Source organism: Streptomyces sp. NPDC057253, assembly GCF_042669125.1.
Taxonomy (GTDB): domain Bacteria; phylum Actinomycetota; class Actinomycetes; order Streptomycetales; family Streptomycetaceae; genus Streptomyces.
On record NZ_JBHUXV010000087.1, the window covers coordinates 16,905 to 39,990 of the forward strand.

At 69.6% G+C, this 23,086-nt stretch carries 21 protein-coding genes; 9 read left to right on the forward strand and 12 right to left on the reverse strand.

Going from position 1 to position 23,086, the window contains the following annotated elements; translation table 11 throughout:
* Nucleotides 1-316: 316 nt before the first annotated feature.
* From ACFULQ_RS34790 to ACFULQ_RS34800, 3 genes are all read left to right on the forward strand, one after another.
* The gene (locus ACFULQ_RS34790) at nt 317-856 is read left to right on the forward strand and encodes a DUF6082 family protein (RefSeq protein ID WP_383551697.1); all 540 of its coding nucleotides are present in this window, start codon (nt 317-319) and stop codon (nt 854-856) included.
* 151 nt (nt 857-1,007) lie between these two features.
* Complete coding sequence (locus ACFULQ_RS34795; RefSeq protein ID WP_383551699.1) at nt 1,008-1,244, forward strand: hypothetical protein; 237 nt, start codon at nt 1,008-1,010, stop codon at nt 1,242-1,244.
* A 494-nt stretch (nt 1,245-1,738) separates the two neighbouring features.
* Nucleotides 1,739-1,981: a hypothetical protein gene (locus ACFULQ_RS34800; protein WP_383551701.1), complete on the forward strand. Its 243-nt coding sequence runs from the start codon at nt 1,739-1,741 to the stop codon at nt 1,979-1,981.
* 101 nt (nt 1,982-2,082) lie between these two features.
* Here ACFULQ_RS34800 and ACFULQ_RS34805 read toward each other — a convergent pair whose 3' ends face one another.
* Nucleotides 2,083-3,249 (reverse strand): citrate synthase/methylcitrate synthase, encoded by a 1,167-nt coding sequence (locus ACFULQ_RS34805; protein WP_383551703.1) that lies wholly within the window; start codon nt 3,247-3,249, stop codon nt 2,083-2,085.
* Nucleotides 3,250-3,371: 122 nt separating this feature from the next.
* Between ACFULQ_RS34805 and ACFULQ_RS34810 the strand changes: the two genes are divergently transcribed.
* The 4 genes from ACFULQ_RS34810 (at nt 3,372) to ACFULQ_RS34825 (ending at nt 8,171) form a co-directional block, all read left to right on the forward strand.
* Nucleotides 3,372-4,634 carry a citrate synthase gene (locus ACFULQ_RS34810; RefSeq protein WP_383551705.1) on the forward strand — a complete coding sequence of 421 codons (1,263 nt, stop codon included), beginning with the start codon at nt 3,372-3,374 and terminating at the stop codon, nt 4,632-4,634.
* A gap of 155 nt (nt 4,635-4,789) precedes the next feature.
* The gene (locus tag ACFULQ_RS34815; protein ID WP_383551708.1) at nt 4,790-5,734 is read left to right on the forward strand and encodes a sucrase ferredoxin; all 945 of its coding nucleotides are present in this window, start codon (nt 4,790-4,792) and stop codon (nt 5,732-5,734) included.
* A gap of 89 nt (nt 5,735-5,823) precedes the next feature.
* Nucleotides 5,824-7,491 carry an ATP-binding protein gene (locus ACFULQ_RS34820; protein ID WP_383551710.1) on the forward strand — a complete coding sequence of 556 codons (1,668 nt, stop codon included), beginning with the start codon at nt 5,824-5,826 and terminating at the stop codon, nt 7,489-7,491.
* Nucleotides 7,491-8,171, forward strand: coding sequence for a response regulator (locus ACFULQ_RS34825; protein WP_383551741.1), 681 nt, complete (start codon nt 7,491-7,493; stop codon nt 8,169-8,171). The genes ACFULQ_RS34820 and ACFULQ_RS34825 overlap by 1 nt, the downstream gene beginning before the upstream one ends.
* Before the next feature lie 42 nt (nt 8,172-8,213).
* Here ACFULQ_RS34825 and ACFULQ_RS34830 read toward each other — a convergent pair whose 3' ends face one another.
* The 3 genes from ACFULQ_RS34830 to ACFULQ_RS34840 all read right to left on the reverse strand — a co-directional run bounded on the left by ACFULQ_RS34830 (nt 8,214) and on the right by ACFULQ_RS34840 (nt 11,020).
* Nucleotides 8,214-9,284, reverse strand: a complete 1,071-nt coding sequence (locus tag ACFULQ_RS34830; RefSeq protein ID WP_383551712.1) for an ABC transporter substrate-binding protein — start codon at nt 9,282-9,284, stop codon at nt 8,214-8,216.
* 64 nt (nt 9,285-9,348) lie between these two features.
* Complete coding sequence (locus ACFULQ_RS34835) at nt 9,349-10,215, reverse strand: ABC transporter permease (RefSeq protein WP_383551714.1); 867 nt, start codon at nt 10,213-10,215, stop codon at nt 9,349-9,351.
* Nucleotides 10,205-11,020 (reverse strand): ABC transporter ATP-binding protein, encoded by an 816-nt coding sequence (locus ACFULQ_RS34840; RefSeq protein ID WP_383551716.1) that lies wholly within the window; start codon nt 11,018-11,020, stop codon nt 10,205-10,207. Before ACFULQ_RS34840 ends, ACFULQ_RS34835 begins: the two co-directional genes overlap by 11 nt.
* 161 nt (nt 11,021-11,181) lie before the next feature.
* On the opposite strand from ACFULQ_RS34840, the gene ACFULQ_RS34845 reads away from it, so the two are divergent.
* Entirely contained in the window at nt 11,182-11,874 is a 693-nt protein-coding gene (locus ACFULQ_RS34845) for a response regulator (protein WP_383551718.1), read from the forward strand.
* A 117-nt stretch (nt 11,875-11,991) separates the two neighbouring features.
* On the opposite strand, the gene ACFULQ_RS34850 is transcribed toward ACFULQ_RS34845, so the two are convergent.
* The 6 genes from ACFULQ_RS34850 to ACFULQ_RS34875 form a co-directional block, all read right to left on the reverse strand.
* A complete protein-coding gene (locus ACFULQ_RS34850; protein WP_383551720.1) occupies nt 11,992-13,584 on the reverse strand; it encodes a cation acetate symporter in 1,593 nt (530 codons plus the stop codon).
* A complete protein-coding gene (locus ACFULQ_RS34855; RefSeq protein ID WP_383551722.1) occupies nt 13,581-14,144 on the reverse strand; it encodes a DUF485 domain-containing protein in 564 nt (187 codons plus the stop codon). The genes ACFULQ_RS34850 and ACFULQ_RS34855 overlap by 4 nt, the downstream gene beginning before the upstream one ends.
* A 60-nt stretch (nt 14,145-14,204) precedes the next feature.
* Nucleotides 14,205-14,903 carry a response regulator gene (locus ACFULQ_RS34860; RefSeq protein ID WP_383551724.1) on the reverse strand — a complete coding sequence of 233 codons (699 nt, stop codon included), beginning with the start codon at nt 14,901-14,903 and terminating at the stop codon, nt 14,205-14,207.
* Nucleotides 14,900-16,051, reverse strand: a complete 1,152-nt coding sequence (locus tag ACFULQ_RS34865; protein ID WP_383551727.1) for a sensor histidine kinase — start codon at nt 16,049-16,051, stop codon at nt 14,900-14,902. Before ACFULQ_RS34865 ends, ACFULQ_RS34860 begins: the two co-directional genes overlap by 4 nt.
* A complete protein-coding gene (locus tag ACFULQ_RS34870) occupies nt 16,048-16,572 on the reverse strand; it encodes a DUF1453 domain-containing protein (protein ID WP_383551729.1) in 525 nt (174 codons plus the stop codon). The genes ACFULQ_RS34865 and ACFULQ_RS34870 overlap by 4 nt, the downstream gene beginning before the upstream one ends.
* 707 nt (nt 16,573-17,279) lie before the next feature.
* The gene (locus ACFULQ_RS34875) at nt 17,280-19,403 is read right to left on the reverse strand and encodes a type IIA DNA topoisomerase subunit B (RefSeq protein WP_383551730.1); all 2,124 of its coding nucleotides are present in this window, start codon (nt 19,401-19,403) and stop codon (nt 17,280-17,282) included.
* A 442-nt stretch (nt 19,404-19,845) separates the two neighbouring features.
* Here ACFULQ_RS34875 and ACFULQ_RS34880 point away from each other — a divergent pair, with 442 nt between their 5' ends.
* Nucleotides 19,846-20,076 (forward strand): hypothetical protein, encoded by a 231-nt coding sequence (locus ACFULQ_RS34880; RefSeq protein WP_030314151.1) that lies wholly within the window; start codon nt 19,846-19,848, stop codon nt 20,074-20,076.
* 103 nt (nt 20,077-20,179) lie between these two features.
* Here the strand turns inward: ACFULQ_RS34880 and ACFULQ_RS34885 are convergent, their stop codons facing one another.
* A complete protein-coding gene (locus ACFULQ_RS34885) occupies nt 20,180-21,088 on the reverse strand; it encodes a S1 family serine peptidase (protein WP_383551733.1) in 909 nt (302 codons plus the stop codon).
* Nucleotides 21,089-21,208: 120 nt separating this feature from the next.
* Nucleotides 21,209-22,750 carry an RNA polymerase sigma factor gene (locus ACFULQ_RS34890; RefSeq protein ID WP_383551735.1) on the reverse strand — a complete coding sequence of 514 codons (1,542 nt, stop codon included), beginning with the start codon at nt 22,748-22,750 and terminating at the stop codon, nt 21,209-21,211.
* Between the last annotated feature and the right edge of the window lie 336 nt (nt 22,751-23,086).

Genomic DNA, 23,086 nt, shown 5'->3' on the forward strand with positions numbered 1-23,086 from the left:
ACCTCTTTCGCGCTGCTGCGTGCACCGGATCGCGGTCCCGGCGCACAGAGGAGGTTTGAATGCCGGACCAGGATACGAGCCGGAATAATCACCGCGAAGTGAACGATTGTTAGCAGTGCTTGCGGGGCAGACGTTGGGGAAGGCGCCGGTTCGTGCGACCCTCACTTCCCTCCGTGCGCCTCCTCTCCGCCTCCCCCGCCGATCAGAGCCGCTCGGCACCCTGGGAGACGGCAAGCGCCGCCCACCGCTCGCCGGTCCCCATCAGTCGACCCGCACCCCGACGACCGGCGGACGGCCGCCTGATCCGGGGGTTGACATGGCCACACAGAAGTCTGGGAAGCCGGGGCTCGATTCCGTGCTCGCGGCGGGGGTCGCGTTCACCGCCGGGGTCCTCACCACCCTGAGCGCACGGCGCAACAAGGCAGCTCGAAGTCGGTCGGCGGCCCTGCGGGCCGAGCACCTCCGTGCCAGCCTGGTGGACTACCAGAGGCTGCAACTCGGCCTCCTGGAGCGGGCGATCGACGATCCCGAACTGGCCGCGGTCCTGAGCACCTTCGAGGTGGAGTCGCCAACCCATCTGCGGCAGCACCTCTTCGCAAACGCTCTCTACTCCAACGCCCTGTTCGGATACCGCATCGGCGTCGCGACGATGGAGGAACTGCACGGCCACTTGCGGGTGCTCTGCAGGAGCGCGCTCTTCCGGAGGTACTGGGAGTCGACACGGCCCCACCGGGCAAGCCTCAAGGACGACTCGGAGGAGGGACGCATCGGCCGGATGGTGGACAACCTCATTCGTGATTTGGACGAGGCCGACACGGAGGAGTGGTGGGTCGTGGGTGAACCTCCGGCCGAATGAACCCAGTTGACACAAGGAGAAGTGTCGGAGGGGCAGATCCGTTTGGCGTAGGCCGCCTCGACAGCTGAACACAGGGTGTAACAACAAGGGGGTGCGGTGGGGCTAACCTGTCCCCCGCCCAACACCCACATCGTGAGAACGGGGACCCCCCTTGAGAATCGTGCGTCGCATTGGTGCCTCTCCCAGGGAACGCGGGAGCATGAGCGGCGACACCTGTCCCGACATCTTCGAGCTCAGCGACGGCAACTTCGCGGTCATCGGGACCGAGGCCACGGCCGAGCTCGACAATCTGCTCCCAGCTGACGCCGCGCGCGCCGACTATGAACGGATCGTCATTGTGAGCCGGGAGACCCTGGTTCGCGCCAAAACCGACATTCCCGACGCCTGATCCTCCTCGGACGACGAGCCACCCCTGCTTTGCTCCCCGCTCCGCCACCCCGCCGCACTCCATCGAGAAGTGGCACGGGGTAATCCGAGCAGCGCGACATCCCGGCCGCTGCTCAACTCCTCCTGCGTGGGCCCGCGCCAGAACGGCTCCGGGCCCGCGTGCGTAGACGATCCGAATGATCACCAGCGCCCCACAACCCGACGACGCAGGTCGGGTCGGCGCCCTGCGCGGTAGATCGCGGACCTTCACACAGGCATGACTCCGACGTCCCTGTACAGGGCGCGTCTCGACGGCACAGCTTTGTCTGGATGCCGCGACATGGCGCTCGGTCGCAGGGCATCGGGGCCCCGCCGAGAGAATCCGCGCAATCCGCTGAAACCGTTCGGCCCGACGACGGATCTTGCGATCTCGTTGTGCAGGTCCACGCCAGAGCGGCCGTTCACCGCCTCGCGACGTCGGCCACTCGCCTTTCGGGAAGTGAAGTGAGGACTGAGGTGAGCTCCAACCAGAAGAAGGCCTTGGCATTGCTCGTGGCCTTCCTGATCTCAGTGATCGTCGGTCTTGGTGCCGCATTCCTGATGAAGTGCATGGTGGACGACACCTCCAGCTGGCAGTGCCTGGCGCTGGGCGGTGGAGTGTTCCTCGGCGTCTTCTTCGGATCCGTCAAGGTGATAGACCTGTTCGACTTCCCGGACACACGCCCACCGGCACCACCTCCGGCCGGGAACGGACCGTAGCCGACCACGTCCACGCACGGCATGGTGCAGTGCCCGGGCCCTGACGCCGGCCGCCTCGACCGGCGTCAGCCGCCGTCCGGCTCCGGGTTGACCGGTAAACCTCAGGCCATGGCGGGCACCGCCACCGGCGCCTCCACCCCCACATACCGCGCCACCGGCCGAATGATCTTCGAGTCCGCCGCCTGTTCCAGGATGTTCGCGCTCCACCCCACCACCCGCGCCGCAGCGAACGTGGGTGTGAACATCTCGCGTGGCAGACCGCACAGCTCCATGACCACCCCCGCGTAGAACTCCACGTTGGTGTGCAGCTCCCGCCCCGGCTTCAGCTCCGCCAGGATCGCCTCGACATGGCGTTCCACCTCGACGGCGAAGTCCACACGCGGCCCGCCGAACCGCTGCGCCACCTCCCGCAGCATCCGGGAGCGAGGGTCCTCCGTGCGGTAGATCGCGTGGCCGAAGCCCATGATCCGCTCCCCGGCGCGTACGCGTTCCCGGATCCAGGAGTCGATCCGGTCCGGCGTGCCGATCGCGTCCAGGGTGTCCAGCGCCCTGCTAGGCGCACCGCCGTGCAGCGGTCCGGACAGCGCGCCCACCGCCCCTACGAGACACGCCGCCACATCGGCCCCCGTCGACGCGATCACCCGCGCCGTGAAGGTTGATGCATTGAATCCGTGATCAATGGTTGAGATCAAGTACTGCTCGATCGCCCGGGCCCGCTCCGGCTCCGGCTCCGAACCCGTCACCATGTAGAGGTAGTTCGCCGCATACGAGAGATCCTCACGCGGCTCCACCGGCTCCAGTCCCTTGCCCAGCCGGTGCAACGCCGAGAGCAGCGTGGGCACGGCCGCGGCCGCCACGAGCGTGTCCCGTCGCCGCTCGTCCGGGTCGGTGTCGTACACCGCACGGAACCCCTTCGCCGCCCCGAGCAGCGACAGCGCGGTGCGCATACCGGCGAGCGGACCCGACCTACCGCTCGCCGCCGCGATCGCGGGCAGCGCCGCCCGCACCTCGCCCGGCAGCCGCCGCAGCGCCGCGGTCTCGGCACGGAAGGCCGCACCCCGTTCCGCGTCCGGCAGCTCACCGTGGACCAGGAGGTGCCAGACATCCTCGAATCCGCGGGTCTGCGCGAGTTCGACGGCCGAGTACTGGCGGTAGTGATAGAACCCCTCGCGCCCTCGCACGTCCCCGACCTCGGTGTCGGTGACGACGACTCCGGCGAGCCCTCGCGGTACGTCGACGAGTGTGGTTGCGGCCCTGTTGATCGACATGATTCCTCCCTGGACTTGATTCGACTGTCCATGGTTGACTCATTCTCTGTCAATATTGATTAAATCAATATCAACTCAACATGAACCATCAACCCACCCGGCTGCGGCTACGGTGACCTCTTATGCGCGATCAAGACCCCCACCCCGACCCCGCCGAACACCGTCTCAGCACCAAGGAAGCCGCCGAACTGCTCGGCGTGAAGCCCGAGACCGTGTACGCCTACGTCAGCCGCGGCCAGCTCAGCAGCCGACGCGTGCCCGGCGGCCGGGGCAGCACCTTCGACGCCAAGGAGGTGGAGACCCTCTCCCGGCGCAACCGCCGGGAGAGCGGCGGGAGTTCGGGGTCGGGCGGCGAACTGGCCGTTCGAACCCGCATCACGTTCATCGACCGGGACCGCTACTACTTCCGTGGCGTCGACGCCACGGAACTGGCCGCCCGCCACTCCTACGAAGAGATCGCGGAGTGGCTCTGGACAGGGCAGTTGCGCCCCGGCGTCACGTTCACCGCACCCGCCGCCTCCGCGGAGGCGGCCCGCCGCGCGGTGGACGCGCTGCCCGAACACACCAGCCCCACCGACCGGTTGCGGGTCGCGGCGATCGCCGCCGCCGCCGCGGACCCGCTGCGCTTCGACCTGTCCGAGGAGGCTGTGCTCGGCACCGCGCGCACCCTCATCCCCACGCTCGTCACCGCCCTGCCACCCGTCCTGCGCGACCGCCGCGCAGACGACGGCCCCCTGGCCCACCGCCTCTGGACCCGTCTGAGCGGCCGCAAGCCCGACGAGGCATCCTTGCGGGCCCTGGACACGGCACTCGGCCTGCTCGTCGACCACGACCTCGCCGCCTCGACTCTCGCCGTGCGCGTCGCCGCATCGGCCCGCGCGCACGCCTACGCGGCCGTCTCCGCCGGGCTCGGCGTCCTGGAGGGCCCCTTGCACGGGGCGGCCAGCGGGCTCGCCCACAAGCTGCTGCTCGACGTCCTCGAGCGGGGCGACGCGGCCCCCGTGATCGCGGAGGAGCTACGGGCCGGCCGACGCATCCCCGGCCTCGGTCACCGCCTCTACCCGGGTGAGGACCCACGCGCGCGTGCCCTGTTCGCTCTCCTGGAGGAGGTCCCGCGCGCGGAGCCCGCCCTCCTCGCGGCCCGCGACATCGTGGCCACCACGGCCCGCCATGCCCCGCTGCACGCCAACGTGGACCTCGCCCTCGCCGTGTTCACCGCCTCCTCCGGCATGCCCGCCACGGCGGGCGAGACGGTCTTCGCCGTGGCCCGAACGGCGGGCTGGATCGCCCACGCCCTGGAGGAGTACGGCGAACGCCCCCTGCGCATGCGCCCGAGCGGCATCTACGTGGGCCCGAAGCCGCCACAGCCGCTGCCCGAGCAGTGACTCCGGAGACGACGCGGCCCCCACGGGAGCAGTGACTCCGAAGCCATCGCAGTCCCACGTGAGCACGGACTGCGAGGCCACCGCAGCCCCGCCCGACGGCTGACGCGGTCGAGGCCAGAAGTCGCCGCGCGCCAAGTCAGGTTAGGCTCACCTCTGTGAGTACCTGTACAACGGTCTCGCACGACCTCGACGAGCCCGTTTCCGGAACCGCGGCCACCGCGCGGACCTGGCTGCTCCTGGAACAGCCCGGCCCTTGGGGCGCCAAGGCGCTCACTTCGAGCCACCTGGACCCCGCGCTCGGCCGCGCCCTGGAGGCCGCCGCCAAGACCACGGGCGTCCGCGTCGCGCTCATCCGCCGCCCCGGACGGCACGCCGACAGTGGGACCCCCACCGTCCGGCAGGTGTACGCGGCCCACACCACGCCCGGCAACGTGTGGCTGCACGGCGCGACGACCCGCGACCCGCAGAACCTGCTCGACCTGGATTTCGCCGCGCTCGGCAGGGGTGACCACACCTCCTTCGACGGAGCGCTCCGAGGACGCGCCCACACCGGCGATCCCCTCGCGCTCGTCTGCACCAACGGCAAGCGGGACCGCTGCTGCGCCCTCCTCGGCCGCCCGCTCGCCGCGGAACTGGCCGCCTCGGGTGTGGAGGGCGTCTGGGAGGTCACCCATCTGGGTGGTCACCGTTTCTCGCCGACGCTGCTCGTCCTGCCGTACGGCTATGCCTACGGCCGCGCCGAGGCCCACACCGTCAAGCAGGTCCTCCACAGCGTCCAGGAGGGCCGGATCGTGGTCGAGGGGTGCCGTGGGAACTCCGCATGGGAGCGGCCGGGCCAGGCGGCCGAGCTGGCGGTCCGCACCATGGTGGGCGAATACGCGGCCGAGGCGCTGACGGTTGTACGGATCGACGGGGCGGCCCCGCACTGGGGGGTGACCGTCGCACACGCCGACGGACGCCACTGGCGCGTCCTCGTGGCCCAGACCGCCTCCCTTCCGCCCCGCCCGGAGAGCTGCGGAGCGTCGGTGCTCGGCTCGCCCGCACGGATGGACGTGGTGGCAGTGCGGGAGTTGACCGGCCCGACAGTCCTGGCAGGCTGACCGCTCGACAAGCTCGTCCACATATTGATCAAGAGATCCACGCCACACCCCCTGCGGTGGATCCGGCGCCCCCACGTACCTTCATGGGTATGAGCCGCACGACCCCCGCCCGACGCCTGCGCCTGGGACTGCCCCGGCGGGTGTTCTCACAGGTGCTGCTGATGCAGCTGGCGATCGCCGCGGGAGTCGCGGTGCTCGCGACCGGTCTGTTCCTCGCCCCGCTGAGCAACCAGCTGGACGACCAGGCGATGCGGCGGGCGCTCGCCATCGCCCAGACCACCGCCGCCGAACCGCAGATCGCCGAGCAGGTCAAGGACACGCCCCCGCTGCCCAGCGGCCCCGTCCAGAGGGAGGCGGAGCGGATCCGCAAGGCGACCGGGGCCGAGTACGTCGTCGTGATGGACTGGCGAGGCGTGCGCTGGTCGCATCCCACCCGCAGCGAGGTCGGCAGGACCGTCTCGACCGACCCGGGCCAGGCCCTGGCCGGCCAGGAGATCATGCAGATCGACAGCGGCACCCTGGGCCGCACGGCCCGCGGCAAGGTGCCGTTGTACGACAGCCAGAACAAGATCGTCGGGGCGGTGTCCGTCGGTATCGCCTACGACAGCGTGCGCGCCCGGCTGATCCACGCGATCCCCGGGCTGTTCGCCTACGCCGGCGGGGCCCTCGCCGTCGGTGCGCTGGCCGCCTGGCTGATCTCCCGCCGGGTTCAACGGCAGACCCGTGACCTGGCCTTCTCCGACATCTCCGGCCTTCTCGCCGAGCGCGAGGCCATGCTGCACGGCATCAGGGAGGGCGTCGTCGCCCTCGACCGCGCCGGACGCATCCGCCTGCTCAACGACGAGGCACGGCGGCTGCTGGGCATCGGCGACGAGGCCGTCGGCCGCTCCCCCGACGAGGCGCTCGGAGACGGCCGTACGGCCGACGTACTGGCCGGACGGGTGACCGGCACCGATCTCGTCACCGTGCGCGGCCAGCGGGTGCTGGTCGCCAACCGCATGCCCACCGACGACGGCGGTGCGGTGGCCACGCTGCGCGACCGCACCGAACTGGAGCAGCTCGGCCGGGAGCTCGACTCGACCCACGGTCTCATCGACGCGCTGCGAGCACAGGACCACGAGCACGCGAACCGGATGCACACGCTGCTGGGGCTGCTGGAGCTGGAGATGTACGAGGACGCCGTGGAGTTCGTCGGCGAGGTCGTCGGCGACCACCGGGCCACCGCCGAACAGGTCACCGAGAAGATCGAGGACCCGCTGCTCGCCGCCCTGCTGGTGGGCAAGGCGACCGTCGCGGCCGAACGCGGAGTCGCCCTGTGGGTCTCCGACCGGACCCGGCTGCCGGACCGGCTCGTCGATCCGAGCGGGCTGGTCACGATCGTCGGCAACCTGGTGGACAACGCCCTGGACGCCGCCGCCGGCGCACCGCACGCGCGCGTGGAGGTCGAGCTGCGCACAGAGGGCCGTACGGCCGTGCTCACGGTGCGGGACACCGGGCCCGGGATCCCGGCGGAACAGCGCGAGTTGGTCTTCACCGAGGGCTGGACGACCAAGGAACCCCCGGCACACCGGGGACGTGGCCTCGGACTCTCCCTGGTCCGCAAGCTCGCCGAGCGCCAGGGGGGCAGCGCGACCGTCGGGGAAGCCGGCGGCGGGGGCGCCGAGTTCACCGTCGTACTGCCCGACGCGCTGGCCGAGACAGAACCCGCTCTCACCGCACCGGTCGCCGAGCGGACCGCCACCGAGGAGGAGTCGTGATGATCGAGGTCCTGGTCGTGGACGACGACACTCGTGTGGCGCGCGTCAACGCCGCGTATGTCGAGAAGGTGCCCGGCTTTCATGTGGCCGGCGAGGCGCACAGCGCGGCGGACGCCCTGGGGCAACTGGAGGCACTGCCCCACGTGGACCTGGTCCTCATGGACCACTATCTGCCCGACGAGACGGGCCTCCAGGTGGTCCAGGAGATGCGCAGGCGTGGCCACCAGACCGACGTGATCATGGTGACGGCGGCGCGGGACGTGACGACCGTGCAGGCCGCTATGCGGCACGGTGCGCTCCAGTACCTGGTCAAGCCGTTCGCCTTCGCGGGCCTCAGGACGAGGCTGGAGGCCTATGCCGAGCTGCGCCGCACCCTGGACGGAGGCGGCGAGGCGGAACAGGCCGAGGTCGACCGCATGTTCGGCGCCCTGTCCTCGTCGGCGGAGCCCGACCTGCCCAAGGGACACTCGCCCACCACGGCGGAACTCGTCCGCAGGTCCCTGATGAACGCCGAAGGGCCCCTGTCGGCCCAGGAGATCGCCGACCGGACCGGGGTGAGCCGCCAGACCGCCCAGCGCTATCTGAAGCTCCTGGAGCGCACGGGACGGGCCAAGCTCACGCTGAAGTACGGCGACGCGGGCCGCCCGGAACACCGTTACGTGTGGGCGACCCGCGCGTGAGGAAGCGCCTCGCGCTCGGCATCGGCGCTCAGGCGTCGGCGCTCAGCCGGCGTTCTGCGCTGCCTTCTCGACGAACTCGGTCGTGTACGTCTTGTCGAGGTCGACGTCGGCGTTCTGAATGGTCGGGTTGAACGCCTTGAGCACCTTCTCGACGGTCTCGGGGCCCTCCTTGGGCATCACGCCGTCCTTGGTGAACATGGGCAGCGTGTTCTTGATGGCCACCGCGTAGAGCAGCTTGTTGCCCTGCGAGTAGTCGGCCGGCATCTTGTCGGCGATCTGGGTCGCGCTGTGGGTGGACATCCACTTGAGCGTCTTGACGAATGCATTGGCCAACTTCTGGACGGTGTCCTTGTGACCGTTGACCCAGTCAGTCTGCATGTACAGGCTTGACGAGGGATACGGTCCGCCGAGCGCCTCGTCGGAACCCTGGGGTGTGCGCATGTCCAGGAGGATCTTGCCGGCCTTCTTGTCCAGGATCGTCGCGACGGTCGGGTCGGTGGTCATGCCGCCGTCGATCGAGCCCTGCTGCAGCGCCGAGATGAAGGTCGGTCCCGCCCCGACGGCGACCGGGGTGAAGTCGCTGACCTTCACGCCGTTCTTGACCGCGAGGTACTTGGTGAGGAAGTCGGTCGAGGAGCCGAGGCCCGTGACACCGAGCTTCTTGCCCTTGAAGTCCTTGGGCGAGGTGATGTCACCGGCCGCCTTGTTGGAGACGATCTCCACCTCGCCGGGCGCGTGCGAGAACTGCACGACCGACTCCACGTCCTTGCCCTTCACCTGGAGGTCGAGCGTGTGGTCGTAGAAGCCGACGGCCCCCTGGACCTGGCCGGAGACGAGCGCGGTCTCCGCCTGGACGCCGGCCGGTTCGCTCAGCAGTTCCACGTCGAGGCCCTCGGAGTCGAAGTAGCCGAGCCGCTGGGTGAGCATCGCGGGGAGGTAGATGACCTTGTCGAGGCCACCGACCATGATCTTGACCTTCGTCCCCTTGCCGTCACCCTTGCTGCCGGAACCGGTCGAAGCGGTGCTGGAGGCGTCGTTGGCGCAGGCGGTGAGCGAGGAGAGGGCGAGCAGGCCGGCGGCGGCCAGGGAGGTGTATCTGGCGGTCTTGCGCATGGGGTTCACGTCCTTGTGAGAGGGAGAGCGGCGGCGTGTCGTGAGAGGGGCGCCGAAGCGGGCGTCAGCTGTCGGAACCGGTCGGCTTCCAGCGGAAGATGCGGCGCTCGGCGAAGGTGAGCAGCCCTTCGGCGAGGAGTGCGACGACGGCGAGGATGACCATCGCGGCGTACACACCGGCCGCGTTGAAGGTGCCCTGGGACTGCGCGACGAGCAGGCCGATGCCCTTGGTCGCACCGATGTACTCGCCGACGATCGCGCCGATGAGGGCGAAGCCGAAGCTGACGTGCAGGCTGGTGAAGATCCACGAGGTCGCGGACGGGATGACGACCTGAAGCGTCACCCTGCGGTCGCTCGCGCCGAGGATGCGGGCGTTGGCGACAAGGTTGCGGTCGACCTCGCGGGCGCCCTGGAAGGCGTTGAAGAAGACCGGGAAGAAGACCAGGACGACGGCCGAGGCCACCTTGGAGGCCGGTCCGAGGCCGAACCAGATCACGAAGATCGGTGCAAGGACAATCCTGGGTATCGAGTTGAGCACCTTGATGTATGGACCAAGTACGTCTGCGAGCAAGGTGATCCGCCCCAGCGCAATACCGAACACCACGCCGGCCACGACTCCGACCACCCAGCCCAGCAACGCCTCGTGGAGCGTGTACCAGATCTGCTCGCCCAGCGAGCCGAGCGCGGTCCCGTGTGTGATCCAGGTCCAGATCTGGTCCCAGATCTTGGAGGGCATGGAGAAGTTGAAGGGATCGATGACCTCGGCCCGGGCGAGCACCTCCCACAGGCCGAGCACGGCCACCAGGAGCACTACGCGGGAGACGGCGACGACGATCCTGCGTCTACGGGCGGCACGCGCGCGTGAGTGCGCGCGGTCCGGCGGGGTCTTGGCCGTGTCCACGACCGGAGTGCTGAGGACCTCAGGCGACATGTGCGGCACTCCTCTCCCGGGTGATGCGAACCTCTTCGCCGAGGGACTCCCAGATCTCGCGGTAGATCTCGATGAACCGCGGCTGCAGGCGCACCGATTCGACCTTGCGCGGCCGCGGCAGGTCGATGTCGAAGACCTGCTTGACGGTGGCCGGTCCGGCCGTCATCACGACGACCTTGTCGGCCAGCGCGATGGACTCCTCCAGGTCATGGGTGACGAAGACGACGGAGGCGCCCGTGCCCTCCCACAGTTCGAGGAGTTCGTCGGACATCAGGGCCCGGGTCTGCACGTCGAGCGCGGAGAACGGCTCGTCCATGAGCAGGATCTCGGGGTCGTTGACGAAGGTCGCGGCGAGCGCGACCCGCTTGCGCTGGCCTCCGGAGAGCTGGTGGGGGTAGCGGTCCTCGAAGGCCGTGAGGCCGACCCGGGCCAGCCATTCCCGCGCCTTCTGCTTCGCCTCGGCCTTGGGAACCCCGCGGAAACGCGGGCCCGCCATCACGTTCGACAGCACGGTGCGCCAGGGGAAGGTGGCGTCCTGCTGGAAGACGAAACCGACCTTGTCCCCGACCCCGCGGACCGGCTCCCCGACCACCAGAACTTCACCCTCGGACGGCTCCTCCAACCCGCTGACCAGCGTCAACGTGGTCGACTTGCCACAGCCCGTGGGCCCGACGACCGCCACGAACTCGCCACGCCCCACCGTGAGATCGAGTCCCCTGACCGCCGTGTGCAGACCCCCCGACGGGGTTCGGAATATCTTGCTCGCGCCCCGCAGCTCGATGGCGGGGCTGATGTCTGCGCTCATGGCCGGGGACGGTAGATGTGACCCGCGCCACGACATCAGTCTTCTGAGCGCATGCCGTTCTTTTGCTTGCAACAGCCTGTTGTGCTCGTTTTGCGCGCGCTACAACAGCGGAGCCGAAACATGGGCTTAACGCCCGCCAGGCCTTGAGGGAAAGAGGCCCGATGATTGACGTCCTGGTCGTGGACGACGACTTCCGTGTCGCCGAGATCAACGCCAAGTACGTGGGAAAGGTGCCCGGTTTCCGGGTGGCCGCCCGCGCGCACAGCGCCGCCCAGGCGCTGGCCAGCGTGCAGCGCGGCACGATCGACCTGGTCCTGCTCGACCACTACCTGCCCGACCAGACCGGCCTCGAACTCGTCCACCGCATGCGGGAACAGGGCCACGGCACCGACGTCATCATGATCACCGCGGCCGGGGACGTGACGACCATCCAGTCCGCGATGCGCCTGGGCGCCCTCCACTACCTGGTCAAACCGTTCACCTTCGCCGCCCTGCGCACCCGCCTGGACTCCTACGCCGCCCTGCGCCGCACCGTCGACCGGGTCGGCGGCCGCGGCATCGCCGGACAGGAACAGGTCGACCGGATGTTCAGCGCCCTGCGCACCACACCGGCTCCGGCCTCCCCCGGCCTGCCCAGCGGCCACTCGGAGCCCACGACGGACCTCATCTGCCGCGTCCTGCACCACGCCGACCACCCGCTCTCCGCCCACGAGGTCGCCGCCGAGACAGGCCTGAGCCGCTCCACCGCCCAGCGCTACCTCCGCCACCTCGAACAGGCCGGCCGCCTCCGCCTGTCCCTCAGATACGGCGACACAGGACGCCCGGAGCACCGCTACGCGTGGGTGGCGCCTTAGCCGTACGCCCCGACACGGCTCGTGGGCAGATGTCGTACGAGGCGGGCGGACGCCGTACGACGAAGATGGTCGCCGTACAACGAAGGCGCATACCGTACGACGACGAAGGCGCCGTCGCTACACAGCCCCCGCTCCCGTCAGTGACCGCACCTCGGTCTCCGCGTGCTTGGCCTCGTCGGCGACCTCCGCCGAGGTGACGGTGCCGAGCCAGCCGGCGACGAAGCCCAGGGGGATGGAGACGAGGCCCGGGTTCTGGAGCGGGAAGTACTGGAAGTCGACGCCGGGGAACAGTGATTCGGGACTGCCGGACACCACGGGCGACAGCATCACCAGGGCGAGGGCCGGGATCAGCCCGCCGTAGACGGACCAGACGGCGCCCCGCGTGGTGAATCCGCGCCAGAACAGGGAGTAGAGCAGCACCGGAAGGTTTGCGGAGGCGGCGACAGCGAAGGCGAGGCCCACCAGGAAGGCGACGTTGAGGTCCCGGGCCAGGAGGCCGAGCGCGATCGCGATCACGCCGATCCCCACGGCGGCGGTCCTGGCGACGGCCACCTCACTGCGCGGCTTGGCCCGTCGGCGCCGCAGCGAGGCGTACAGGTCGTGGGCGACGGAGGCCGAGGAGGCGAGCGTGATGCCGGCGACCACGGCGAGGATCGTGGCGAAGGCGACGGCGGCGACGATCGCGAACAGAACCGTTCCGCCGGTGGAGTCGGCGCCGCCGCCAAGGTCGAGGGCCAGCAGCGGGACCGCCGTGTTCCCGGCGGCGTTCGATCCCCGTACCGCCTCGGGCCCCACGATTGCGGCAGCGCCGAAGCCGAGGACGATCGTCATCAGGTAGAAGCCGCCGATGAGCCCGATCGACCAGACCACCGAACGCCGTGCCGCGCGTGCGGTGGGCACGGTGTAGAAGCGGGACAGGATGTGCGGCAGACCTGCCGTGCCGAGCACGAGTGCGAGTCCCAGGCTGATGAAGTCGAAGCGGGCGGTCCAGTCCCCGCCGTATCTGAGGCCGGGCGCCAGGAACGACTGGCCGTGGCCGCTGCGCTCGGCCGCCGTGAGCAGCAGCTGGTCGAAATCGCCGTGGAACCGCAGCAGCACCAGCACGGTCAGCACGACGGTCCCGCCGAGCAGCAGGACCGCCTTGACGATCTGGATCCACGTGGTGGCCCGCATCCCGCCCAGGGACACATAGATCACCATGAGCGCCCCGACCCCGATGACCGTCCAGGACTGCGCCGCCTCACTGGTGCCGCCGAGCAGCAGCGCGACCAGGCTGCCCGCGCCCACCATCTGCGCCACCAGATACAGAACGGACACGGTGACCGAGGAAGTTCCCGCCGCGATCCGCACCGGCCGCTCGCTCATCCGCGCCGCGACCACGTCGGCGAGTGTGAACCGCCCGCAGTTGCGCACCAGTTCTGCGACCAGGAACAGCACCACCAGCCAGGCCACGAGGAAACCGACCGAGTAGAGCATGCCGTCGTACCCGAACAGGGCGATCAACCCGGAGATCCCGAGGAAGGACGCCGCCGACATGTAGTCGCCCGCGATGGCAAAACCATTCTCCATCGGTGAGAACAGTCGGCCGCCCGCGTAGAACTCCTCTGCCGAACCATGCCGGTGGCGGCTCACCCACGTCGTGATCCCCAACGTCACCGCGACGAACGCACTGAACAGCAACAGCGCCAGAGTCTGGTGGTCCCCCGTCACGACGTCACACCGCCCCGGGCCGTACGGGTCAGTTCCTGGGTGTCCCACCGCAGTTCGAGCGCCGCCCGGTCCCGACGCAGCCGCGCATGCCGGGCGTAGGCCCAGGTCAGCAGGAACGTGGTGAGGAACTGCCCGAGTCCCGCGAGCATCGCCACGTTCACCGCGCCCACCACGGGGCGCGCCATCAGCCCGGGCGCGCTCGTCGCTGTCACGACGTAGGCCACGTACCAGACGAAGAACCCGATGCCCGCCGGCACCACGAACCGCCGGTACCGGCTGCGCACCTCCTGGAAGGCCGCGCTGCGCTGCACTTCGAGGTAGACGTCGGCCGCGGCCGCCGCCCTGTCCTCGCGCGCCGCGCGTGCCGCCTCGGCCGGGGCCACGGGGCTGCCGTCTCCGCTCGTCTCGCCCCAGCCGGAGGCGAGGGCGTCGTACCAGGGATCGTCGTACCGCACCCCGGCGGACGCCTCGGCGCGGGCCTGGTCGTGCCCGTCGTGGCTCTCGGCCGAACTCTCGGCATCACCCGCGCTGCCACGGGGACGAGCGTTGCTTGACTGCATGCCCAAGGATGGACAGAACGGGAAGATCCCCGACTCTTCTTCCCCGCGCACTTCACCCCATCAGGTGATTCCTCTCGTCGGTGGCCGCACAAGTCCCTTCGCATAGGCGTAACGCACCGCCTGCGCACGGTCCTTGAGTCCCGTCTTGGCGAAGAGGTTGTTGATATGGGTCTTCACGGTGGCGGTGGAGACGTGCAGTGCGCGGGCGATCTCCTGGTTGCTGAGCCCTTCGGCGATCAGCGCCAGCACCTCGACCTCGCGGGCGGTGAGCCCGTCGGGCGGCTCCGCGGACGCGGACAGCGGCTGAGGCGGCTCGGGCTCCGACAGCCGCTCCAGGAGGCGCCGCTGGACGCTCGGGGACAGTCCCGCGTCGCCGGAGAGCACGCTGTGCACGGCCCGCACGATCTCGTCACCTCCCGCGTCCTTGGTCAGATAGCCGCGCGCACCCGCCTTGAGCGCGGGAAACAGCGAGTCGTCGTCCGCGAACGTGGTCAGCACCACGACCTGCGTCCCGGGGTGCTCGGTCCGGATCCGCCGGGTCGCCTCCACCCCGTCGCAGCGGGGCATGCGCAGGTCCATCAGCACGACGTCCGGGGCGAGTTCCGCGACGAGTTCGACCGCCTGCTCCCCGTCCCCCGCGGCGCCCACGACCTCGATCCCGGGCAGCAGGCCGAGCAGCATCACGATGCCTTCGCGGACCACGGTCTGGTCGTCCGCGACCACCACCCGCGCGGGCTTCGGCTGCGCCGCCTCCGTCATACCGGCACCTTCAACGTCACCACGAACCCCTCTTCGTCCGGCCCCGCGTCCAGCGATCCGCCCAGCAGTTCGGCGCGCTCCCGCATCCCCCGCAGACCGTACCCGCCTCCGGTGGTGGTGAGTTCGCCCGGCGATCCGCCGGAATCCCGCACCACCAGCGTCACCTGGTCCTCGCCGTACTCGAGCCGCATCCGGACCTTGGCCCCCGGCGCGTGCTTACGGACGTTGGTCAGGGCCTCCTGGGCTACTCTCCGCACAGCCTGCGACGCCTCGGCCGGCAGCGGTCTGCGCTCACCCGAAATAGTGGCTTCGGCTCCGTCGGCCGTACCCACCAGCTGGCTCAGGAAGTCCTCCAGCGGGGTCATGTCCCCGCGCAGAGCCGACAGCGCCTGCCGGGTCTCGGAGAGCCCCTCGCGTGCCATCCCCCTTGCCGCCACCACCCGTTCGAGAATCTGGTCCCGGTCCGCGTCCCCCTCGATCAGCAGCCGGGCCGCCTCCAGGTGCACCAGCTGGGCGGAAAGGCTGTGGGCCAGAACATCGTGGATCTCCCGCGCAATGCGGGCCCGCTCCGCGAGCGCCGCCGACTCGGCCTCAGCGGCCCGCGCCGCCCGCTCCTGGGTGAGCAGCCGCTGTGCACTGCCGCGGGCCTCGGCGTCCAGCCGCAGGACATAGCCGGCCAGCGCGAGCCCCGCCGTCGTGGCCACGGTGGTCAGCCACGCGTCGTCGTCGACCGCTGCGTACAGGGTGAGGGCGACCACGGTCACCGGCAGGGCGGCGGCCATGGGCAGCCGTTCCAGCGCGGTGATGGCACAACCGCACCACAGGACAAGGGCGATGACCCCGAAGTCCGCGGCCTGTGCGCCGATCGCGATCATCAGGAGAACGCCGTAGAGGACCAGGGAGGGCCAGAGCCGGTGCGCCAGGGTGGTGCGGAAGAGGGTCCAGCCCACGACCGCGGCCAGGAGGATGGACACCACCGCCCCGAACACGCCCCAGCCACGCACGTGCGTGCTGTGGAAAGCCCCCCACAGGAGCATGCCGAGCACCAGCGACCGCGTGACCCAGCCGAGCACCCGCCGGGGACGCGTGGCCGCCTCACGCGTCAGCGCCTCCCGGGAGGGCCAGCGGGTCCAGCTGTTCTCCGTCACACGCGTTCCTTCCCCGGGGACCGGAACATGGGCTCACCGTACGCCGGAGCGGGTACGGCGGCAGGGCGCAGGGACTGCGCACGCCAGAGCAGGATTCCGGAGCGCACCAGCAGGGTGGCGGCCAGGGCGAGCAGGAGGGCGGAGGAGTCCTGGTGGACACCTGTCGCCGCACCGAGGGCGAAGAGGCCGACGCGCAGTCCGATGCCGACGCCCCAGACGGCGCCGCTGGCCTTGGTGCTCCTGCTCCACACCGCGCCGTCCGGCTCGGTCCATATGCGACTCGTCCAGGCCCAGCCGGCTCCGATGGCGAGGCCGGTGAGCAGCTCGGCGGCGAGCAGCGCGATCGATGCCGTGCGGTGCTGGGGGTCCACCAGCCCCGGCTCCCGGAGCGCCACGACGGCCAGGACGACAGGCAGCAGCCACCAGCGCCGCCCGGTGTCGATCCGGCTTGCGCGGAACTGTCGGGCGATCACCACGACCACCGCGACCACGATCAGCAACGCGACGACGAGCCCGGACATCACAGCCTCCGTGAGCGAAGAAGGGACTGCCGGCAGCGGATGCCGCCGACACCTTCGAAGCTACGGAAATTCGCAGGTCGGGAGATCGGAGCCGGGGTGGATCACGGGTGGATTCCCGGGCGGGCATGCCCTCCACCCACGGGTGGAGAAGCCCGGACGGACGGCGACCGGGCCGACGAGGACCGTACGGCAACGGGGCCTACGGCAACCGGGCCGACGAAGACCGGGCCCACGGCAACCAGAGCTGCGGAAGCCGAGTCGACGGCGACCAGAAGAGCTGCGGCGACCGGACCCATGACGACCGGAGCTGTAGAAGTGGCCCTGCGACGGCCGGGATGCGAGGACGTCGAGCCGGACGCCGACCCGCCCACCGCCGAAGCCACCGCGTGGACGTCCGCCGGACCCACACCGGGCTCATCGCGGCCGCCGTCGGGCAATGCCGCCACCGCCCCGAAGCCGACCGTCGCGCCGCCCCCACCCGCCCAACACCGACCCGGGGCCGCCGACGGCGGGACCACCCTCACGCCAGCCATCCGCACCCGACCACGAAGGCCGAGGGGCGCCCTACGGGTAGCCGCCATACCTCCCCGAGAGCGCGTTGACGGATACCCGCCCAACCCTCCCGAGAGCGCGTCACGGATGCCCGCGAAACCCTCCCGAAGGCTCGGACGAGGTAACTCGCACCCCCGCCCGAGCCGGCGCAGCGACTACGCGTCGATGCGCGACCGGTCCAGCGTCGCCGCCGACCCGGAGATGAATTCCTTCCGCGGCGCCACGTCATTGCCCATCAGCAGATCGAAGACCTGCTCGGCCGCCTCCAGGTCGGCGAGGTTGATCCGACGCAGAGTCCGGTGCCGGGGATCCATCGTCGTCTCGGCCAGCTGGTCCGCGTCCATCTCGCCGAGGCCCTTGTAGCGCTGGATGGAGTCCTTGTACCGGACCCCCTTGCTCTGGAACTCCAGCAGCTTCTCGCGCAGCTCCCGGTCCGAGTACGTGTAGACGTACTTGTCCTGCCCCTTCTTGGGCTGGACGAGCTCGATCCGGTGCAGCGGCGGCACCGCCGCGAAGACCCGGCCGGCCTCGACCATGGGCCGCATGTAGCGCTGGAACAGCGTCAGCAGCAGGCAGCGGATGTGCGAACCGTCGACGTCGGCGTCGGTCATCATGATGATCTTGCCGTAGCGAGCGGCGTCGATGTCGAACGTCCGGCCCGATCCCGCCCCTATGACCTGGATGATCGCACCGCACTCGACGTTCTTGAGCATGTCGGTGACGGACGACTTCTGGACGTTGAGGATCTTGCCCCGGATCGGCAGCAGCGCCTGGAACTCGGAGTTCCGGGCGAGCTTCGCGGTACCGAGCGCGGAGTCTCCCTCGACGATGAACAGCTCGCTGCGGTCGACGTCGTCGCTGCGGCAGTCGGCGAGCTTGGCCGGCAGCGTGGAGGACTCCAGGGCTGTCTTCCGGCGCTGCGCGTCCTTGTGCTGACGGGCCGCGATGCGCGTACGTGCGGCGGCGACCGCCTTCTCCATGACGACCCGGGCCTGGGCCGCCGCGTCCCGCTTCGTGGACGTCAGGAAGGCCTTGAGCTCTCGGGAGATCACGGTGTTCACGATGCGGCGGGCCGCCGACGTGCCCAGAACCTCCTTGGTCTGGCCCTCGAACTGGGGCTCGGCCAGACGGACGGTGACGACCGCGGTGAGGCCCTCCAGCGCGTCGTCCTTGACGATGTCGTCCTCGGCGACGCGCAGCAGCTTCTTGGCACGCAGCACTTCGTTCATCGTGCTGGTGACGGCCGTCTCGAAGCCCGCTACGTGGGTGCCGCCCTTGGGCGTGGCGATGATGTTCACGAACGACTTCAGAGTCGTGTCGTACCCCGTGCCCCAGCGCATGGCGACGTCGACATCCAGCTCACGGGTGACCTGGGTCGGCGTCATCTGGCCGTGCTCGTCGAGGACCGGGACGGTCTCCCTGAAGGTGCCCTGGCCGGAGAAGCGGAGGACGTCGTTGACCGGCTTATCGGTGGCCAGGTACTCGCAGAACTCGCTGATGCCGCCGTCGAAGCGGAAGGACTCCTCGCCCTTGCTGCCACCCTCGCCCAGACCGAACTCGTCGCGGACGACGATCGTCAGGCCCGGCACCAGGAACGCGGTCTGGCGGGCGCGCTGGTGGAGGTTCTCCAGGGAGAGCTTGGCGTCCTTGAGGAAGATCTGGCGGTCGGCCCAGTACCGCACGCGCGTGCCGGTGCGGGTCTTGGGGATCTTCTTGGCCTTGCGCAGGCCGCTCGCGGCCTCGAACTTGGCGTCGGGGCCGTTGCCCGCGAAGGCGCCCGGCACGCCGCGCCGGAAGCTGATCGCGTGCGTGTGGCCGCTGCGGTCCACCTCGACGTCCAGTCGTGCGGACAGGGCGTTGACCACGGAGGCGCCCACGCCGTGCAGACCGCCGGAGGCGGCGTACGAGCCGCCGCCGAACTTGCCGCCGGCGTGCAGCTTGGTCATGACGACCTCTACACCGGACAGGCCGGTCTTGGGCTCCACGTCGACCGGGATGCCCCGGCCGTTGTCCCGGACCTCCACGGAGGCGTCGTCGTGGAGGATCACCTCGATGTGGTCGCAGTACCCGCCCAGGGCCTCATCGACGGAGTTGTCGATGATCTCCCACAGGCAGTGCATGAGACCACGGCTGTCGGTGGAGCCGATGTACATACCCGGGCGCTTGCGTACGGCCTCGAGCCCCTCGAGGACGAGCAGGTGCCGCGCGGTGTAGTTGGAACCGTCCCGGTCTGCTCCTGCCAGCAGAGCTGTGGACGGCACGGACGTCTCGGCGGTCACGCGGTTCGCTCCTCGCTGAATTTCAGGTGGGGCCCTTCTGGGTAAGGGCGCGGCTTCGGTAGCCGCCAAGAGGGTACCGAGGCCTGGTAGAGCCGTTGTAACGCCACCCTCGTGTGGAACACAGACTAATCCAGGGTCGCATACCTGTTCGATCCCTCGATGGGGTGAAGTACATATCACGTTCCCTCAGGGGCATGAACCATTTAGGCTCCGGGCACGTCCTCATGAACAACCGGCAACCCAGCCGGCGGGACCGACCTTGACCGACCAGTGCGAAACCGTAAGACACACAGACACGCAATACGGCACATTCGCCGCCAAACCGGCAGCAGCCAGCCGTCCGGAAAATTTCTCTCTGGGAGAAGCCCCGAGCGGGAACGTTTTGGGGCTGGTTGGATGTTGACCCTGGTACGACAGCTCGTCGAGCTAGAGAAGAGGCGACGTGACTACTGTTCTGACCCCCGCGAGCCCGCTGACGGCCGCAGACCGCTGCGACCGCTGCGGCGCCCAGGCGTACGTACGCGTCGTCCTGATCAGCGGCGGAGAACTGCTCTTCTGCGCCCACCACGGTCGCAAGTTCGAGCCGGAACTCAAGAAGATCGCCGCTGAGATACAGGACGAGACGGAGCGGCTCACGGCCGTTCCCGCAAACGCCTCCGAAGAAGAGCGCTGACACTCGCGTCCACGACGAGCCGGCGCCGACACAGGTCGGCATAAGGGCGGCGGCCCCTGCTCCCAGGGGCAGCCGCCCTTGCTCATGGCTCGCGTGGACCCGCTCAGCGCCCCTGAGGCACTCCCGCACCATCCCGCGGCACCGAGGCGGTCATCTTTGCGACCGCCCTGGTCCGAGGTCCGCGACCGCCCTGGTCCAAAGTCCGCATGACGTCGGACACACGCGTGTAGACGCCGGGCCAGCCGGCCCGCCCGCAGCCGTTCCCCCAGGACACCAGTCCGATCAGTCTCCCCTGGGCGACCAGCGGCCCTCCGCTGTCTCCCTGACACGAGTCGCGGCCACCCCGCTCCTCCCCGGCACAGAGCATGCTGTCGGCGCGATAGGTGCCCTCGGCCGTCCCCGGATAGGCCTCCACGCACCGCGTGTCCGACATCACATGCACGCGTGCCGCCCGCAGACTTCGGGCGTAGTCGCCCCCACCGGTGATGTCGCCCCAGCCGTACACCGTCGCGCGCGTCCCCGCCGCATACGCGGGATCACTGGTGGCCGCCATGCCGATCACGGCGCTGGGCGGCAGCGACTCGGCGAGCGTGAGGACGGCGAAGTCCCCCGCGTTGGTCTCCTCGTCGTACCCCGGATTCACCCAGACCTCTCGTACGGAGATCTCCGCCCCCTGGTCCGAGAGCAGGTCCGTACGGCCCGCGATGACCCGGAAGTCACGCACCCGCTCCGGTGGCGCCCCCAGCACGTTCTCGCCCATGCAGTGGGCCGCGGTGAGCACCGTGGTCGGGCCGACGGCGACACCGCCGCAGAACTGTCCGGCGCGCGTACCCCCGAACCGGTCACGGCTGGACAGCGCCACCGTCCAGGGCGCCGTCGACACATCGACCGGGAATCCCCCGACGACAACGCTGTCGGCCGCCACAGGGACGGCCGACGCCAGCGGTATGGCCGCCGCCACGGCCGCCAGAAACAGCGGCCGGGTCAGCGCCCGGGCAATGGGACGACGCATGCATGCTCCTCACTCCGGGTGGTGATCGGAAACCCAGAGTCATGCACGGCGCCGGTGCGCGCAGCACGAAGGCCCGGCGCCTGAGGAGGGACCGGGCCTTCGATGTCGTATGACTACGACCTAGTCGAGGTAGTCGCGCAGCACCTGCGAACGCGACGGGTGGCGCAGCTTCGACATGGTCTTCGACTCGATCTGACGGATGCGCTCGCGCGTGACGCCGTACACCTTGCCGATCTCGTCGAGGGTCTTCGGCTGACCGTCGGTGAGACCGAATCGCATGGAGACGACGCCCGCCTCGCGCTCCGACAGGGTGTCGAGCACCGAGTGCAGCTGCTCCTGCAGAAGCGTGAAGCTGACCGCGTCGGCTGGGACGACGGCCTCGGAGTCCTCGATGAGGTCACCGAACTCGCTGTCACCGTCCTCGCCCAGCGGGGTGTGCAGCGAGATGGGCTCGCGGCCGTACTTCTGGACCTCGATGACCTTCTCCGGGGTCATGTCGAGTTCCTTGGCCAGCTCCTCCGGGGTGGGCTCGCGGCCCAGGTCCTGGAGCATCTGGCGCTGCACGCGCGCGAGCTTGTTGATGACCTCGACCATGTGCACCGGGATACGGATGGTGCGGGCCTGGTCGGCCATCGCGCGGGTGATCGCCTGACGGATCCACCAGGTGGCGTACGTGGAGAACTTGTAGCCCTTGGTGTAGTCGAACTTCTCGACCGCGCGGATCAGACCGAGATTGCCCTCCTGGATCAGGTCCAGGAAGAGCATGCCGCGGCCGGTGTAGCGCTTGGCCAGGGAGACCACCAGACGGAGGTTGGCCTCCAGGAGGTGGTTCTTGGCGCGGCGGCCGTCCTCGGCGATGATCTCCAGCTCGCGCTTGAGCTTGGGGGCGAGCTTGTCGGCGTTGGCCAGCTTGTCCTCGGCGAACAGACCGGCCTCGATGCGCTTGGCGAGCTCGACCTCCTGCTCGGCGTTGAGCAGCGGGACCTTGCCGATCTGCTTGAGGTAGTCCTTGACCGGGTCTGCGGTGGCACCGGCGGCCGCGACCTGCTGCGCGGGCGCGTCGTCCTCGTCCTCGTCGGAGAGGACGAAGCCGGCGCTCTCGGCGCCCTCGGGCTCGTCGCCGGCCTTGGGGGCCGCCTCTTCGAGAACCTCCTCCTCGAGGATCTCGGCGTCGTCCTTCTTGGCGGTCGTCTTCTTGGCCGCCACGGTCTTCTTGGTGGCGACCGTCTTCTTCGCAGCCGCCTTCTTGGGGGCGGCCGCCTTCTTGGCTGCGGGCGTCGCGGTGGCCTCGCCCTCGACGACGGGCTCGGCGGCAGGGGCCGCGGGGGTGGCGGTGGCGGTGGCCTTCTTCGTGGTCACCGTCTTCGCTGCGACCGTCTTGGTGGCGGTGCGCTTGGCCGGACTCTTCGCTGCGACGCTCTTTCGGGTGCGCTTGGGCTCCGCGGCACTGACCATCAGCGTCACACCCTCTTCCTCGAGGATCTGGTTGAGGCTGCGCAGTACGTTCTTCCACTGAGTGGCCGGAATCTGGTCAGCTTCGAAGGCCCGACGCACGTCATCGCCGGCGATCTGCCCCTCAGCCTTTCCCCGCTCAATGAGAGCCATGACAGAGACGGACTCGGCGATCTCCGGCGGGAGCGTACGGGATGTGCTGGCCGACACGAACAACCTCTCGGAACGTTGGAAAACGGCTTCCGGCCCCGTCCATGACGGACAGGAGCCGACCACCGACCTGGGAAGGGCCGACGGCGCGGGCGGGGGCCGGGGAAGATGCACAGCGCCTGAAACGGCGTCCGTATTCCCTCCGCGGCTGTCACCTCTTAGGTCATCGCGCTGTTTCCACGAGTGTTACGCCCAATCTGCGTGGCCCGAGTCACACCCCGTAAGTAACCAAAAACGGTCAGACGCGGGCAGACACGGTCAGCCAGGGGCCCCGGTCGGCGATGCCCGGAAATGCTCTCATCCCACCGCGCCGTCGGACCCCGCAGGGTCCCTGGA

What these genes read in the sequence shown, in the direction of transcription:
- ACFULQ_RS34790 (WP_383551697.1), top strand. Translation starts at nt 317, where the DNA reads ATGGCCACACAGAAGTCTGGGAAGCCGGGGCTCGATTCCGTGCTCGCG.
- ACFULQ_RS34820 (WP_383551710.1), top strand. Translation starts at nt 5,824, where the DNA reads ATGAGCCGCACGACCCCCGCCCGACGCCTGCGCCTGGGACTGCCCCGG.
- ACFULQ_RS34810 (WP_383551705.1), top strand. Translation starts at nt 3,372, where the DNA reads ATGCGCGATCAAGACCCCCACCCCGACCCCGCCGAACACCGTCTCAGC.
- ACFULQ_RS34885 (WP_383551733.1), bottom strand. Translation starts at nt 21,088, where the DNA reads ATGCGTCGTCCCATTGCCCGGGCGCTGACCCGGCCGCTGTTTCTGGCG.
- ACFULQ_RS34860 (WP_383551724.1), bottom strand. Translation starts at nt 14,903, where the DNA reads ATGACGGAGGCGGCGCAGCCGAAGCCCGCGCGGGTGGTGGTCGCGGAC.
- ACFULQ_RS34825 (WP_383551741.1), top strand. Translation starts at nt 7,491, where the DNA reads ATGATCGAGGTCCTGGTCGTGGACGACGACACTCGTGTGGCGCGCGTC.
- ACFULQ_RS34870 (WP_383551729.1), bottom strand. Translation starts at nt 16,572, where the DNA reads ATGTCCGGGCTCGTCGTCGCGTTGCTGATCGTGGTCGCGGTGGTCGTG.
- ACFULQ_RS34840 (WP_383551716.1), bottom strand. Translation starts at nt 11,020, where the DNA reads ATGAGCGCAGACATCAGCCCCGCCATCGAGCTGCGGGGCGCGAGCAAG.
- ACFULQ_RS34805 (WP_383551703.1), bottom strand. Translation starts at nt 3,249, where the DNA reads ATGTCGATCAACAGGGCCGCAACCACACTCGTCGACGTACCGCGAGGG.
- ACFULQ_RS34830 (WP_383551712.1), bottom strand. Translation starts at nt 9,284, where the DNA reads ATGCGCAAGACCGCCAGATACACCTCCCTGGCCGCCGCCGGCCTGCTC.
- ACFULQ_RS34845 (WP_383551718.1), top strand. Translation starts at nt 11,182, where the DNA reads ATGATTGACGTCCTGGTCGTGGACGACGACTTCCGTGTCGCCGAGATC.
- ACFULQ_RS34835 (WP_383551714.1), bottom strand. Translation starts at nt 10,215, where the DNA reads ATGTCGCCTGAGGTCCTCAGCACTCCGGTCGTGGACACGGCCAAGACC.
- ACFULQ_RS34855 (WP_383551722.1), bottom strand. Translation starts at nt 14,144, where the DNA reads ATGCAGTCAAGCAACGCTCGTCCCCGTGGCAGCGCGGGTGATGCCGAG.